Genomic DNA, 13,490 nt, shown 5'->3' with positions numbered 1-13,490 from the left:
AGTCCCGCGCAGTCCCGCGCAGTCCCGCTCGGTCCCGCTCGCTCCCGACGCAGCCCGCGGGAGCGGGCTACTGTGGCGGGGTGAACAGGCTCGACGTCGTGGGTGTGCGCGTGGAGATGCCCTCCAACCAGCCGATCGTGCTGCTCAAGGAGACCGAGGGCGAGCGCTACCTCCCCATCTGGATCGGGGCGGTGGAGGCGACGGCGATCGCCTTCGCCCAGCAGGGCGTCGTGCCCACCCGGCCGCTGACCCACGACCTGCTCCGCGACGTGCTCACCGGGCTCGGCCGCACCCTCGACCGGGTCGACATCACCGCGCTGCGCGACGGCGTGTTCTACGCCGAGCTGCGCCTCTCCGGCGGCGTCTCGGTCAGCGCGCGCCCCTCCGACGCCATCGCGCTCGCCCTGCGCACCGGCAGCCCGGTGTGGTGCGACCCCGCCGTGCTCGAGGAGGCGGCGATCGCCATCCCCGACGAGCAGGAGGACGAGGTCGAGAAGTTCCGCGAGTTCCTCGACTCGATCTCCCCCGAGGACTTCGAGGCGGGCGGCAACACGCCGTCGTAGCCCGCGTCGTTGACCCCGGGAGGGGCGCGGCCGTACCGTTCGGGCACAGGAACACCGTCGCTGTAGTTCCACGGGTGGCACCATCCGCGGGGTCCGGGCGACGGGCAGCAGCAACGGCCAGGAGGCGGGCATGAGCCGCACGAGCGGGACCGGCGCGTCCCACGCGCCCGCGGGCCGCCCCGCACCCCAGCCGGTCGCCCACCAGGGCTCGCTGTTCGAGGACGCCGCGCCGCAGGACGACCAGGTCGGCTACCGCGGGCCCACGGCCTGCTCCGCCGCCGGCATCACCTACCGCCAGCTCGACTACTGGGCCCGCACCGGGCTGGTCGAGCCGAGCGTCCGCTCCGCGGCCGGCTCCGGCTCCCAGCGGCTGTACTCCTTCACCGACATCCTCGTGCTGAAGGTCGTCAAGCGGCTCCTCGACACCGGCGTGAGCCTGCAGAACATCCGCTCCGCGGTCCAGCACCTGCGCCAGCGCGGGGTCGACGACCTCGCCGGCATCACGCTCATGAGCGACGGGGCCAGCGTCTACGAGTGCACCTCCGCCGACGAGGTCGTCGACCTCGTGCAGGGCGGCCAGGGCGTCTTCGGCATCGCCGTCGGGCGCGTGTGGCGCGAGGTCGAGGGGAGCCTGGCCGAGCTGCCGGGCGTGCGCCCCGACGACACCGAGCACGCCGCCGGCACCGACGAGCTCAGCGCGCGCCGCGCCCGCCGCACGGGCTGACGCGCCGGTCCCGGGTCCCAGCCGTTAGGCTGGGGGGGTCGACGATCCCGCGCGGGAGAGTCGCCGCGCAGCCAGCGCGGTGCGCCGAAGGAGCAACCTCCCCGGAACCTCTCAGGCCCTAGGACCGCGCAGGGGAGACGCCTCTGAAGAGCAGGAGCCTCGAGCTCCTCGCCGAAGGAGAAAGCCGGCGACGCGGCCGGTGAAGCTCTCAGGCCCAGCGACAGAGGGGGAGCCGCTCCGCCCTGCCCGGCCCCCTGGAGGCTGCCGTGACGTCCCCCTTCACCGCCCGCCACATCGGCCCCGACCCGGTCGAGCAGCAGAAGATGCTGCAGCGGCTGGGCTACGACAGCCTCGAGGCCCTGCTCGACGCGGCGGTCCCCGCCGGCATCCGCTCCACCGCCGAGCTCGACCTGCCGCTGCCGGCCAGCGAGGAGGAGGCGACCGCGGAGCTGCGCGCGCTCGCCGCCCGCAACGCCGTCCGGGTCCCGATGATCGGCCTCGGGTACTTCCGCTGCCTGACCCCGGCGGTCGTGCGCCGCAACGTGCTCGAGGACCCCTCCTGGTACACCGCGTACACGCCGTACCAGCCGGAGATCTCCCAGGGCCGGCTCGAGGCGCTGTTCACCTTCCAGACCCTGGTCAGCGACCTCACCGCGCTGCCCGTCGCCGGCGCGAGCCTGCTCGACGAGGCGACCGCCGCGGCCGAGGCGCTGACGATGGCCGCGCGGGTCGCGCGCGGCGCGGCGAAGGGCGGGGCGTTCGTCGTCGACGCCGACACCCACCCGCAGACGCTCGCGCTGCTCACCGGCCGGGCCGAGCCGCTCGGCATCCCCCTCGTCGTGCGCGACGTGGTGCGCGAGGGCCTGCCCGACGGGCCTGTGCTCGGCGTGCTGCTGAGCTACCCGACCTCCTCCGGCGCCGTCCACGACCTCCGCGCGCTCGCCGCCGAGGTCCACGAGCGCGGCGGCCTCGTCGCCGCGGCGACCGACCTGCTCGCGCTCACGCTGCTGACCCCGCCCGGGGAGTGGGGCGCCGACGTCGCCGTCGGCAGCGCGCAGCGCTTCGGCGTCCCGCTGTTCTACGGCGGCCCGCACGCCGGCTTCATGTCGGTGCGCGACGAGCTCGCCCGCCAGCTCCCCGGCCGCCTGGTCGGGCTGAGCCGCGACGCGGACGGGCAGCCGGCGTACCGGCTCGCGCTGCAGACCCGCGAGCAGCACATCCGGCGCGACAAGGCGACCTCCAACATCTGCACCGCGCAGGTCCTGCTCGCCGTCGTCAGCGCGATGTACGCGAGTTACCACGGCGCCGAGGGCCTCCGGGCGATCGCCGAGCGGGTCCACGGCCACGCCGCCGACCTCGCCGCCGGGCTGCGCGCGGCGGGCGTCGAGCTCGCGGCCGACGCGTACGTCGACACCGTCACCGCGGTGGTGCCGGGGCGCGCCGAGCAGGTCGTCGCCGCAGCGCGCGAGGCCGGCGTCGACCTGCGCCTCGTCGACGCCGACCGCGTCGGTGTGTCGTGCGACGAGACCACGCGACCGGAGCACGTCGACGCAGTCCTCGCGGCGTTCGGCGCGGCCCGGGTGGAGGCCGCCGAGCCGGCGCTGCCGGCGGCGCTGGGACGCACCAGCGCGTACCTCACGGCGCCGGTGTTCACCGACCACCGCAGCGAGACCGAGCTGCTGCGCTACCTCAAGCGCCTGTCCGACCGGGACTACGCGCTGGACCGCGGGATGATCCCGCTCGGCTCCTGCACGATGAAGCTCAACGCCACCAGCGAGCTCGAGCCCATCTCGTGGCCGGAGTTCGCCGACGTCCACCCGTTCCAGCCGGCCGAGGACGCCGAGGGCTACCGGCGGCTCATCGCCGACCTCGAGCACTGGCTCGCCGAGGTCACGGGCTACGACGCGGTCTCGGTGCAGCCGAACGCCGGCGCGTCCGGCGAGCTCGCCGGGCTGCTGGCGATCCGCGGGTACCACCGCGCCAACGGTGACGAGGGCCGCGACGTCTGCCTCGTGCCGGCCAGCGCGCACGGGACGAACGCCGCGTCGGCGGTGCTCGCCGGGCTGCGCGTCGTGGTCGTCGGCACCACGGACGACGGCGAGGTCGACCTCGACGACCTCCGCGCGAAGATCGCGGCGAACGAGGGGCGCGTCGCCGCGATCATGGTGACCTACCCGTCGACGCACGGCGTCTACGAGGACACCATCACCACCGTGTGCGAGCTCGTGCACGAGGCCGGCGGCCAGGTCTACGTCGACGGCGCCAACCTCAACGCGCTCGTCGGCATCGCGCGCCCCGGCGCGTTCGGCGCCGACGTCAGCCACCTCAACCTGCACAAGACGTTCTGCATCCCGCACGGCGGTGGCGGTCCCGGCGTCGGCCCGGTAGCGGCGCGGGCGCACCTCGCGCCGTACCTCCCCGGCCACCCGCTGGGCGGCGAGCGGCCGGAGAGCGCGCCGGTCAGCGCGGCGCCGTGGGGGAGCGCCGGGATCCTGCCGATCCCGTGGATGTACATCCGGATGATGGGCGCCGAGGGCCTGCGCCGCGCCACCGAGGTCGCCGTGCTGTCGGCCAACTACGTCGCGGCGCGGCTGCGCGACTCCTACCCCGTGCTCTACAGCGGGCACGACGGGCTCGTGGCCCACGAGTGCATCCTCGACCTGCGCCCGCTGACGAAGGAGACGGGCATCACGGTCGACGACGTCGCCAAGCGGCTCATCGACTACGGCTTCCACGCCCCGACCATGAGCTTCCCGGTCGCCGGGACGCTGATGGTGGAGCCGACGGAGAGCGAGGACCTGCGCGAGATCGACCGGTTCTGCGACGCGATGATCGCGATCCGGCAGGAGGCGGCGGCCGTGGCCGCCGGGCGCTGGCCCGCAGGGGACAACCCGCTCGCGCGGGCGCCGCACCCGGCGTACCTGCTGGCCGAGGAGTGGGACCGGGCCTACACCCGCAAGGAGGCGGTGTACCCCGAGGGCGTGGACCGCGCGGCCAAGTACTGGCCGCCGGTGTCGCGGATCGACGCCGCGTGGGGCGACCGGAACCTCGTCTGCGCGTGCCCGCCGATCGAGGCGTACGAGGACTAGGGGAGCGCCGCCGCCCGGGACCTGCCGGGCGGCGGGAGCGGGGTCAGGCGGTCACACTGCCCGAGCTCGCTCAGGCGGTCACACTGCCTGAGCTCGCTCAGGCGGTCACACTGCCTGAGCTCGCTCAGGCGGCGGCGAAGGCCCGGCGGTGCGGCTCGACCGCGATCCCGCCGGGCAGCAGCTCGCCGGTGTCCTCGAACAGCACGACGCCGTTGCACAGCAGCGCCCAGCCCTGCTCGTAGTGGCTGGAGACGATCACCGCGGCCTCGTGGTCGGGGGCGGCGGCGTCCGGGCACTCCGGGGTGTGGCTGCAGCTCATGGTCTCGCTCCTCGTGTCCTGCATCTCGCGTCCTGCTCTTCTCACGTCCAACTCCCTTCGGCGCGTCCTCACGAGTCCTTCACCTCCGCGACGGAGATCGTCACGGGGTCCACCCGATCGCACCCGCCTACTCGGAGGAGCCGGAAGGCCCAGGACTCGGTTCATGCCTGGTGCAGCGCCAGGAGGTGAACGCTGGAGGGCTGCTGCTTGTGCCCGTGGGGTGGCTGCTCAGGTGGCACGGGGCCGGGGGGCGACTAGCGTGCAGGGGTGACCCGGATCGCGGCTGCGGCCACCGCCCTGCCTGAGCACCGCTACGCCCAGGAGGACATCACCCGCGCCTTCGCCGCCGTCGTCCACCCGGGCGAGGACAAGCTGGCGCTGCTCGACCGCTTCCACCGGGCGACGGGCGTCGAGACGCGGCACCTCGCCCTCGCGTTGGAGGACTACGCGGGCCTGGACTTCACCGCCGCCAACGACGCGTTCGTCCGCGTCGCCGTCGAGCTGGGGGAGCGCGCGGTGCGCTCCGCGCTGGAACGCGCCGGCCTCGAGCCCGCCGACGTCGACCTCGTCATCTCGACGACGGTCACCGGGCTCGCCGTCCCGAGCGTCGACGCGCGGCTCGTCGGCCGGCTGGGACTGCGCCCCGACGTGCGCCGCCTGCCGCTGTTCGGCCTCGGCTGCGTCGCGGGCGCGGCCGGGATCGCCCGCGCCGCCGACCACCTCGCCGGCCACCCGGACGACGTCGTCGTCCTGCTCGCGGTGGAGCTCTGCTCGCTGACCGTGCAGCGCGACGACGACTCGGTGCCCAACCTCATCGGCAGCGGGCTGTTCGGCGACGGCGCGGGCGCGGTCGTCCTCGTCGGCGAGCGGCGCGCCGAGCGGATGGGCCTCGCCGCCGGAGCCGGTACGCCCGCCGTCGTCGACTCGCAAAGCGCGTTCTACCCCGACACCGAGCGCGTCATGGGCTGGGACATCGGCAGCACCGGGTTCCGCCTCGTGCTGGCCGCCAGCGTCGCCGACGTCGTCGAGGAGCACCTCGCCCGCGACGTGAAGGGCTTCCTCTCGGGTCATGACCTCGACGTCAGCGACATCCGGGTCCTCGTCGGACACCCCGGAGGTCCCAAGGTCCTCGACACCGTGACCCGCGTGCTGGGCCTGGCGCCCGACGCGCTGCAGCACTCCTGGGACTCCATGCGGGAGGCCGGCAACCTCTCCTCGGTCTCCGTCATCTCCGTGCTCGAGCGCACGGTCGCCGCCGGCCCGCCTGCCGCGCACGACCCCGGGCTGCTGTTCGCCATGGGGCCGGGCTTCTGCTCCGAGCTCGTCCTGCTGGACTGGTGAGCATGGCCTGGTACGTCGTGCTCGTCCTCGCCGTCGCGCTGGAGCGGCTCGCCGAGCTCGTCGTGGCCACCCGCAACGCGCGCTGGAGCCTGTCCCAGGGCGGGCGGGAGAGCGGCCAGGGGCACTGGCCGTTCATGGTGACGCTGCACACCGGCCTGCTCGCCGCCTGCCTGCTCGAGGCGGGGCTGCTGCACCGCTCGTTCGTGCCCGCCCTCGGCTGGACGTGCCTCGCGCTCGTCGTCCTCGCCCAGGCCCTGCGCTGGTGGTGCATCCGCACGCTCGGGCGGCAGTGGAACACCCGCGTCATCGTCGTGCCGGGGCTCGCGCGCGTGTCGGGCGGCCCGTACCGCTGGCTGGCGCACCCCAACTACGTCGCGGTCGTCGTCGAGGGGCTCGCGCTGCCGCTGGTCCGCTCCGCGTGGATCACCGCTGCCGCCTTCACCCTGCTCAACCTCCCGCTGCTCGCGGTGCGCCTGCGCGCCGAGGAGCGCGCGCTCGCGTCGCTGGCCTGAGATGAGCGCTCCGGTCGACCTCCTCGTCGTCGGCGGCGGCCCCGTCGGGCTGGGCACGGCCGTGCTCGCCGCCGAGGCCGGGATGCGGGTCGTCGTGGCCGAGCAGCGGGCGTACCCCGTCGACAAGGCGTGCGGCGAGGGGCTGATGCCGACGGCGCTGGGGCTCGTCCAGGCGCTCGGCGCGGACCCCGAGGGGTGCGCGATCGGCGGCATCGCGTACCTCACGGCAGACGGGTCGGTGCGCGCCTCCGCCCGCTTCCGTGGCGGGACCGGGCGCGGCGTGCGGCGCCTGGAGCTCTCCCGCGCCCTGCGCGCGCGGACGCTGGAGTGCGGGGTCGAGCTGCGCCAGCTGCGGGTGGACGCCGTCGAGCAGACCGCGGACGACGTCCGCGCCGGTGGCGTCCGCGCGCGCTGGGCCGTCGCCGCGGACGGCCTGCACTCCCCGCTGCGCCGCTCGCTCGGGCTCGCGGCGCCCGAGCGGGGCCCGGCGCGCTACGGGCTGCGGCGGCACTACGCCCTCGCCCCCTGGAGCGACGAGGTCGAGGTGTCGTGGACGGCGGGGGCCGAGGCGTACGTCACTCCCGTGGGGCCGGACCTCGTCGGCGTCGCGCTGCTCAGCACGCGCAGCGGCCGCGGCTACGACGAGCTGCTCGCGGGCTTCCCCGCGCTGCGGGCCCGGCTGGGCGACGCGGTCGGCGGCCCCGTCCGGGGCGCCGGCCCGCTGCGCCAGGGCGCCAGCGACCTGCGCGCCGGCCGGGTGCTGCTCGCGGGCGACGCAGCGGGCTACGTCGACGCGCTCACCGGCGAGGGCATCGCCGTCGGCCTGCGCGGGGCGGGCGAGCTGGTGCGCTGCCTGGTGCGCGACGAGGCGGAGGCGTACGCCGCGCGGGCTGCCCGGAGCACGCGCCGCACGCGGGTCCTCACCCTCGGGCTGCTCTCCGCCTCCCGCGTCCCACCCGTCCGGTCGGCGCTCGTGCCGGCCGCGGCGCGCCTGCCGCGGGTCTTCGAGCGGGTCGTCGGCGCCCTGGCCTGAGCGCACCGCGAGGTAGGGTCCGTCGGGTGTTCCACCTGAGCTTCGGCTGGCGGACGGCCGCCGAGCTGTGCGCCGCCTGGGCGCTGCTCGGGCTCGCGCTGGCGCTGCTCCCGTGGAGGTGGGCGCGCATCGGCGCGCTCGCGGCCCGGGAGTGCGCCGTCATGGTCGGGCTGTACGGCGTCTGGATGCTCGTGGGGGCCTACACGCTGCACGACGAGCGCGGAGCGGTACGCCGCGGCCAGGACATCTGGTCGGCCGAGCGCGCCCTGCACCTGCCGAGCGAGGCCTGGGTCCAGCGCCCGGTGTCGGGGACGCCGCTGCTCGCGCACGCGGCCGACGCGTACTACATCTACGGGCACTTCACCGTGCTCACCATCTGCCTGGCCTGGACGTGGTGGTACCACCGCAGCGCCTACGCGCGGCTGCGTCGGCTCATCATCGTTGCCACGCTGCTCGCGACGGCCGTGCAGGTCGTACCGGTCGCTCCGCCACGGCTGCTGCCGGGCCACCTGGTGGTCGACCTCGGCACGGAGTACGGCGAGACGGTCTACGGTCCCGGCGGCCTCGGCGCGGCGAGCCAGCTGGCGGCGATGCCCTCCATCCACGTCCTGTGGTCGACGCTCGTGGGCCTGACCGTCGTCGTGCTCTGGCGCTCCCGGTGGCGCTGGCTCGGGCTGGTCCACCCGGTGACGATGTCGCTCGTCGTCGTGGTGACCGGCAACCACTACTGGGCGGACGGGGCGGTCAGCGAGGTCCTCCTCGCGGTCTCCGCCCTGGCGGTGCTGGGCGTGCCCCGGCTGCTCCGCGGTCGGTCGGCTCCTCCGAGCGTGGTCGAGCCCGTGGCGCCGGCCACCGTGCCGGCGAGCGCAGGGTAGGTCCCGGGCAGCCCGGAGGATCAGGTCCGGCCCTCCGTCTGCTGGGCGTCGGCGAGCGTGAGCTGCTCGTCGAGGGCGCGCGGCATCCAGTCGGCGGGGAGCACGGCGAATCCCGCCGTGCGCGCCGCCTCCAGCACCTCCACGTCGTCGTCGACGAGCACGTCGACGGGGGCCTCCTGGATCAGCCGGCGCAGCAGCTCGACCTTGGTGACCCGGGCCGGGCGGCGGTCGCCCTGGCGGCGCATGACGAGCCTGCCCTCGGGCAGCCCGTGCTGCTGCAGCCAGGCCTCGGTGTCGCGCCGGCAGCGCTCGGGCCGGCCAGTGAGGTAGACGATCCGGTGGTCCTCGGCGAGCCGCCGGGCGACGGCCTCGCCCTCCGGGAGCAGGGGGTCGTCGGGCGCCGCGGCGAAGAACGCGTCCCAGTCCTTCGGCCGGTGCTGCAGGTGCGGCAGCCGGTGGCGGACGTCGGCGAGCACGCCATCCACGTCCACCGCGGCGTAGGGCAGCTCGCCGGGGGCCGGCTGGTCGACCGCGCCCTCGGACTGCGCGGAGAGGACGTGCACGGGTTCGGGGTGGACGAGGCTGGAGTGCACCGGGTCGTGCTCGTGCTGCGGGTGCGCGGTGGAGGGGCTCACGCTGCTGTCCTGCTCCCAGCGGCGCCTGCTGAAGCGCGATCGCCGGCGGGCGCCGCTCCGGGCCCGCGGGGGACCAGCCCCGTGACCGAGACCGACGAGCCCTGGCGCCCCTTGTCCACGAGCACCTGGACGGGCACCCGGGCGCGCAGCTCGGCGACGTGGCTGACGACGCCGACGGCGCGCCCGCCCTCGCGCAGGCCGTCGAGGACGTCGAGGACCTCGTCGAGGGTGTCCTCGTCGAGCGAGCCGAACCCCTCGTCGACGAAGAGGGTCTCGATGACGGCGCCGCCGGCCTCCGCGGTCACGACGTCGGACAGCCCGAGCGCGAGCGCGAGGGAGGCCGTGAAGGCCTCGCCGCCGGACAGGGTGCCGGGGTCGCGGGCGACGCCGGTCCACGCGTCGACGACCTGGAGCCCCAGGCCGGCCCGGCCCCGGCCCGCACCGGCGCCGTCGCTGTGGACCAGGGAGTAGCGCCCGCTGGACATCCGCTGCAACCGCTCGGTGGCCGCCTCGGCGACCTGCTCGAGGCGCGCCGCGAGGACGTAGGCGGACAGCCGCATGCGCAGGGCGTTGTCGCCTCCGGCGCCCTCGACGAGCCGGGAGAGGCGCTCGGCCAGCACCGCGTCGGACTGGGCGGGGCGCAGCCGCTCCACCCGGTCGTCGACCTCGAGGACGAGCCCCTCGAGCTCGACCGCCCGCCGGCTCGCCAGGCCCTGGGCCGCGACCGCCCCTTCGAGGGCGGCTGCGGCCCGCGCGAGCTCCTCCGTGGCCGCGGCCAGCTCGCGGGCCGGCGCCTCCGGGTCGCCGCCGAGCAGGGCCTCGAGGCGGCCTCCCGAGAAGCGCGGCTCGGCGAGCCGCTCGGCCAGGGCGGCCTCCTCCCGGTCCAGGGCCTGGAGCCGGGTCTCGAGGGCGGCCAGCTCCGCCGGCGGGAGCGACGCCGCTGCTGCGGCTGCCGCGTCCGGGAACCCGGCGGCCGTCGCGGCCTGCTCGGCCTCCTCGCGGGCGGCGGCGGCCCGTGCCGCGGTCGCCTCCGCCTGCCGCTCCGCGTCGAGCACGCGCTCGACGCGGTGGACGAGGTCGCCGAGCCGCGCGTGGCGCTGCTCGACGTCGGGGTCCTCGCCCCTCGCCGCGGTACGCCGCTCCTCCGCCGCCGCCCGCTCGCGCCCGAGCGCCGCCAGCTCCGCCTCCAGCCCCGCGAGCGCGCCGGTCGCCCGCAGCACCTCTGCCGACGTGCTCCGCTCCTCCTCGGCCAGCGCGTCGAGCGCGGCGCGCGAGCGGGCGGCCTCCTCGCGGGCGGTGCGGGAGGCGACCCAGCGCGCCTCGAGCCCGGTGCAGCGGGCGGCGAGCACCGCCGGGTCGTCCCCTGCCCGGGCTGCGGCGGCGGCGGCGCGGGCGCGCAGCCCGGCCTCCTGCTCGGCTGCGGCAGCCGCGCGGGCCTCGGCCGCGTCGGCGGAGCGCCGCGCGCGCTCCTCGTCCACCGCGGCGTCCGCGCCCCCGAGCGCTGGGGCCGGGTGCTCTGCCGAGCCGCACACCGGGCACGGGTCCCCGGGCAGCAGCCCGGCCGCGAGCTCCGCGGCCATCGCGTCCAGGCGACGGCTGCGCGCGGCGAGCCAGGCCTCCTTGGCGTCGAGCCCCCGGCCCCGGAGGTCCTGGGCCCGGGTCGCGGCGGCAGTCAGCTGCGTGGCGAGCACTGCGGCCTCGTCCGCGGCGGACCGGGCGGCGCGCGCCGCGGCGAGCTCGCGCTCGAGGGCGGGCTCCTCCGCGGCTGCGGCCGCAGCGGCGTCGAGGGCCGCGGCGAGCAGGGCGCGCCGCTGGGGGAGTGCGTCGCGGCGCAGGCCCGCGGCGTCCACGGCGGCGCGCTCGGCGGCGACGGTCGAGGTCAGCCGGGCGAGGTCGCTGGCCCAGCGCGTCGGCGCGGTCTCCGCCATGAGCTGCTCGAGGACCGCGAGCTCCCCGCGCGTCGCCGCCAGCAGGTCCCCGAGCGCCGGAGACGGCTGCCCGCGCAGTGGCCCGGGGAGCTCGCGGCGCACCGCGTCCCGTGCGCGACCGGCGGTCGACGCGGCCCGCTCGGCCGCCGCCGCCACCGGCAGGAGCCCCGCGACGGGCGCGGCCCGCAGCGCGGCCGCGCGCTCCGCGGTCCAGCGCGGCCGCTCCACCGCTGCCGCGGCCAGGGCGCCCCGGCGGCGCTCCAGCTCCTGCGCGTCGGCCGTGTCCGCGGCGAGCTGCGCCGCGTCCCCGGCCTGCGCACGCGCCGCCGCCTCCCGGTCGCGGGCGGCCCGCAGCTCGACCACGGCGGCGTCCGCCTGCGCGCGCGCCGCCGCGGAGAGCCGGCGCACGCGGTCCTGCGCCGCGGTCAGCGGGTCCGGCGCGCCCGCGGCCGGGTCGGCGCCGTCAGCGCCGGCACCGTCTCCAGGGCCGCCAGCGCCGGCAGTGTCGGCAGTGTCGGCAGTGTCGGCAGGGTCGTGCGAGCCGGCAGCGCCAGCGGTGTCGTCAGGGCCGGCAGCCGGTGGTGCGTCGTCCGCGACCGCCGCCCCATGGCGCGCGGCGTCCCCCGCGGCCTGGTCGACGCGGCCGAGCGACACCTCGAGCTCGCCCTGCAGCTCCTCGACGAGGCGGGCCGTCGCCCGACGGCGCTCGGCGAGCCAGGCCTCGACGGCGGCGAAGCGGCCGGTCCCGAACAGCGTCTGCAGGATGGCGCGGCGCTCGTCGGCGTCGGCGCGCAGGAACCGCGCGAACTCGCCCTGCGGCAGCAGCACCACCTGGCAGAACTGGTCCTGCGTCATGCCGACGAGCTCGCGCAGCAGGTGGCCGGCCTCGTCGAGCCTGGTGGAGAGCACCTGCGGCCCGTCGCACCCCAGCTCCTCGACGGACACGCGCGCCTGCTCGCGCACGGTTCCGGTGCCGCGCCGCTTCGGCCGGTCCCAGGCCGCACGACGGCGTACGCGCAGGCGCCTCCCGCGCACGGTCAGCTCCAGCACCACCTCCGGCGCGGCCCCGGCGTCGGCGTGGTCGCTGCGCAGGTGCCCGGCTGCCCGGCGGGCGCCGGGGACGGCGCCGTACAGGGCGAAGACGACCGCGTCGAGCAGGGTCGTCTTCCCCGCGCCCGTCGGGCCGGAGAGCAGGAAGAGGCCGGCGTCGTGGAGGGCGTCGACGTCGAGCTCGACCGTGCCGGCGAAGGGGCCGAACGCGGTCACGGTCAGGGAGTGCAGGCGCACTACGCCGCCGCCTCGTCGCGCCGGGCCGCCTCGAGGGCGTCCCGCAGGAGCCCGGTCTCGGCGGCGTCCGGCGCGCTGCCGCGCACGTGCTCGACGAAGCCCGTGGCGAGCTCGAGGTCGCTGCGCCCGCGGACGCGCTCGGCGTACGACGCTCCGGCAGCGCTGCGGTCGCCCTCGGGCTCGAGGCCGAGCACGAGCACGTGGGGGAATCGCGCGCGGAGCGCCTCCATGGGCTCGCGCGGCCGGACGGGGTCGGTGAGGACGACCTGCAGCCAGGACGACTCGTGGCGCTCGAGCGACGGGTCGGCGAGCAGGTCGGCGAGCCGGCCGCGGAGGCGCGCGAGCGGGCGGGGGACCGGGCAGGGGAGCACGGTCGTGCCGGCCAGCCCGCCAGCGTCGAGCTCGACCAGCGTGACGGACTTGGCGTGGGTGGCCTCGGAGAAGCTGTAGGCCAGCGGCGAGCCGCTGTAGCGGACGTGGGGGGCGAGCTGCTGGGGCCCGTGCAGGTGCCCGAGCGCGGCGTAGTCGACCCCGGCGAACAGCCCCACCGGGACCGAGCCGACGCCGCCGACGCTGATGTCGCGCTCGCTCTCGCTGGTCGCGCCGCCGGTGACGAACGCGTGGGCGGCGACGACCGAGCGGGTGCCCGGCCGCGTGGCGAGGTCCGCGCGCACCAGGCCGAGGGCGGTCGTGAGGACCGCCTCGTGGCCCCGGCCGTCGCAGCCGAGGACCCCGGCGACCGCGTCGGGCTCGAGGTAGGGCAGCGGGTAGACCGCCACGTCGCCGTGCTCGTCGTGCAGCAGCACGGGGCGGCCGGCGGCGGCGGGGTCGGTGCGCAGGTGCGCGCCCGCCCGCTCGAGCAGCCGCGAGCCGAACCCGAGCCGCGAGGCCGAGTCGTGGTTGCCGGACAGCAGCACGACCTCGGCGCCCGCGGCGGTGAGCCGCGCGAGCGCCTCGTCGAACAGCCGGACGGCGTCCACCGGCGGCAGCGCGCGGTCGTAGACGTCGCCGGCGACGAGCACCACGTCGACCCGCTCCGCGCGGACGACCTCGACGAGGAAGTCGACGAAGGCGGCCTGCGGCCCGAGCATGCCCTCGCGGTGGAAGGAGCGCCCGAGGTGCCAGTCGGAGGTGTGGAGCAGCCGCATGCCCAGCACCGTAGGCAGCACCACCGACAGAGTCCG

The 13,490-nt window shown here is 76.8% G+C and carries 11 protein-coding genes and 2 riboswitches; of the genes, 7 read left to right on the top strand and 4 right to left on the bottom strand.

The window, feature by feature from the left end; genetic code table 11:
* The first annotated feature begins 80 nt into the window (after nucleotides 1–80).
* The 3 genes from EV189_RS18120 to gcvP all read left to right on the top strand — a co-directional run bounded on the left by EV189_RS18120 (nucleotide 81) and on the right by gcvP (nucleotide 4,376).
* A complete protein-coding gene (locus EV189_RS18120; protein WP_130494400.1) occupies nucleotides 81–563 on the top strand; it encodes a bifunctional nuclease family protein in 483 nt (160 codons plus the stop codon).
* Nucleotides 564–693: 130 nt separating this feature from the next.
* A complete protein-coding gene (locus tag EV189_RS18115) occupies nucleotides 694–1,287 on the top strand; it encodes a MerR family transcriptional regulator (RefSeq protein ID WP_130494399.1) in 594 nt (197 codons plus the stop codon).
* 42 nt (nucleotides 1,288–1,329) lie between these two features.
* A riboswitch (glycine riboswitch) is annotated at nucleotides 1,330–1,424 on the top strand.
* Nucleotides 1,425–1,521, top strand: a riboswitch (glycine riboswitch).
* A 32-nt stretch (nucleotides 1,522–1,553) separates the two neighbouring features.
* Nucleotides 1,554–4,376: an aminomethyl-transferring glycine dehydrogenase gene (gcvP, locus tag EV189_RS18110; RefSeq protein ID WP_231116543.1), complete on the top strand. Its 2,823-nt coding sequence runs from the start codon at nucleotides 1,554–1,556 to the stop codon at nucleotides 4,374–4,376.
* A 124-nt stretch (nucleotides 4,377–4,500) separates the two neighbouring features.
* Here the strand turns inward: gcvP and EV189_RS18105 are convergent, their stop codons facing one another.
* Entirely contained in the window at nucleotides 4,501–4,695 is a 195-nt protein-coding gene (locus EV189_RS18105; protein WP_130494397.1) for a DUF5999 family protein, read from the bottom strand.
* Between the two features lie 267 nt (nucleotides 4,696–4,962).
* Here EV189_RS18105 and EV189_RS18100 point away from each other — a divergent pair, with 267 nt between their 5' ends.
* The 4 genes from EV189_RS18100 to EV189_RS18085 are packed head-to-tail and all read left to right on the top strand — an operon-like array spanning nucleotide 4,963 to nucleotide 8,456.
* Nucleotides 4,963–6,036: a type III polyketide synthase gene (locus tag EV189_RS18100; RefSeq protein ID WP_130494396.1), complete on the top strand. Its 1,074-nt coding sequence runs from the start codon at nucleotides 4,963–4,965 to the stop codon at nucleotides 6,034–6,036.
* Between the two features lie 2 nt (nucleotides 6,037–6,038).
* On the top strand, nucleotides 6,039–6,548 hold the full coding sequence (locus EV189_RS18095; RefSeq protein ID WP_130494395.1) for an isoprenylcysteine carboxyl methyltransferase family protein: 510 nt from the start codon (nucleotides 6,039–6,041) through the stop codon (nucleotides 6,546–6,548).
* A 1-nt stretch (nucleotide 6,549) separates the two neighbouring features.
* On the top strand, nucleotides 6,550–7,581 hold the full coding sequence (locus EV189_RS18090; RefSeq protein WP_130494394.1) for an NAD(P)/FAD-dependent oxidoreductase: 1,032 nt from the start codon (nucleotides 6,550–6,552) through the stop codon (nucleotides 7,579–7,581).
* A gap of 26 nt (nucleotides 7,582–7,607) precedes the next feature.
* Nucleotides 7,608–8,456, top strand: coding sequence for a phosphatase PAP2 family protein (locus tag EV189_RS18085; protein ID WP_130494393.1), 849 nt, complete (start codon nucleotides 7,608–7,610; stop codon nucleotides 8,454–8,456).
* 20 nt (nucleotides 8,457–8,476) lie between these two features.
* Here the strand turns inward: EV189_RS18085 and EV189_RS18080 are convergent, their stop codons facing one another.
* The 3 genes from EV189_RS18080 to EV189_RS18070 all read right to left on the bottom strand — a co-directional run bounded on the left by EV189_RS18080 (nucleotide 8,477) and on the right by EV189_RS18070 (nucleotide 13,454).
* Complete coding sequence (locus EV189_RS18080; RefSeq protein ID WP_130494457.1) at nucleotides 8,477–8,962, bottom strand: phosphatase domain-containing protein; 486 nt, start codon at nucleotides 8,960–8,962, stop codon at nucleotides 8,477–8,479.
* 125 nt (nucleotides 8,963–9,087) lie between these two features.
* Entirely contained in the window at nucleotides 9,088–12,306 is a 3,219-nt protein-coding gene (locus EV189_RS18075; protein WP_130494392.1) for an AAA family ATPase, read from the bottom strand.
* A complete protein-coding gene (locus tag EV189_RS18070; RefSeq protein WP_130494391.1) occupies nucleotides 12,306–13,454 on the bottom strand; it encodes an exonuclease SbcCD subunit D in 1,149 nt (382 codons plus the stop codon). The genes EV189_RS18075 and EV189_RS18070 overlap by 1 nt, the downstream gene beginning before the upstream one ends.
* Nucleotides 13,455–13,490 lie beyond the last annotated feature (36 nt).

Origin of the sequence: Motilibacter rhizosphaerae (assembly GCF_004216915.1) — a bacterium.
GTDB lineage: Bacteria > Actinomycetota > Actinomycetes > Motilibacterales > Motilibacteraceae > Motilibacter > Motilibacter rhizosphaerae.
This window is presented reverse-complemented; position numbering and strand designations above follow the sequence as displayed.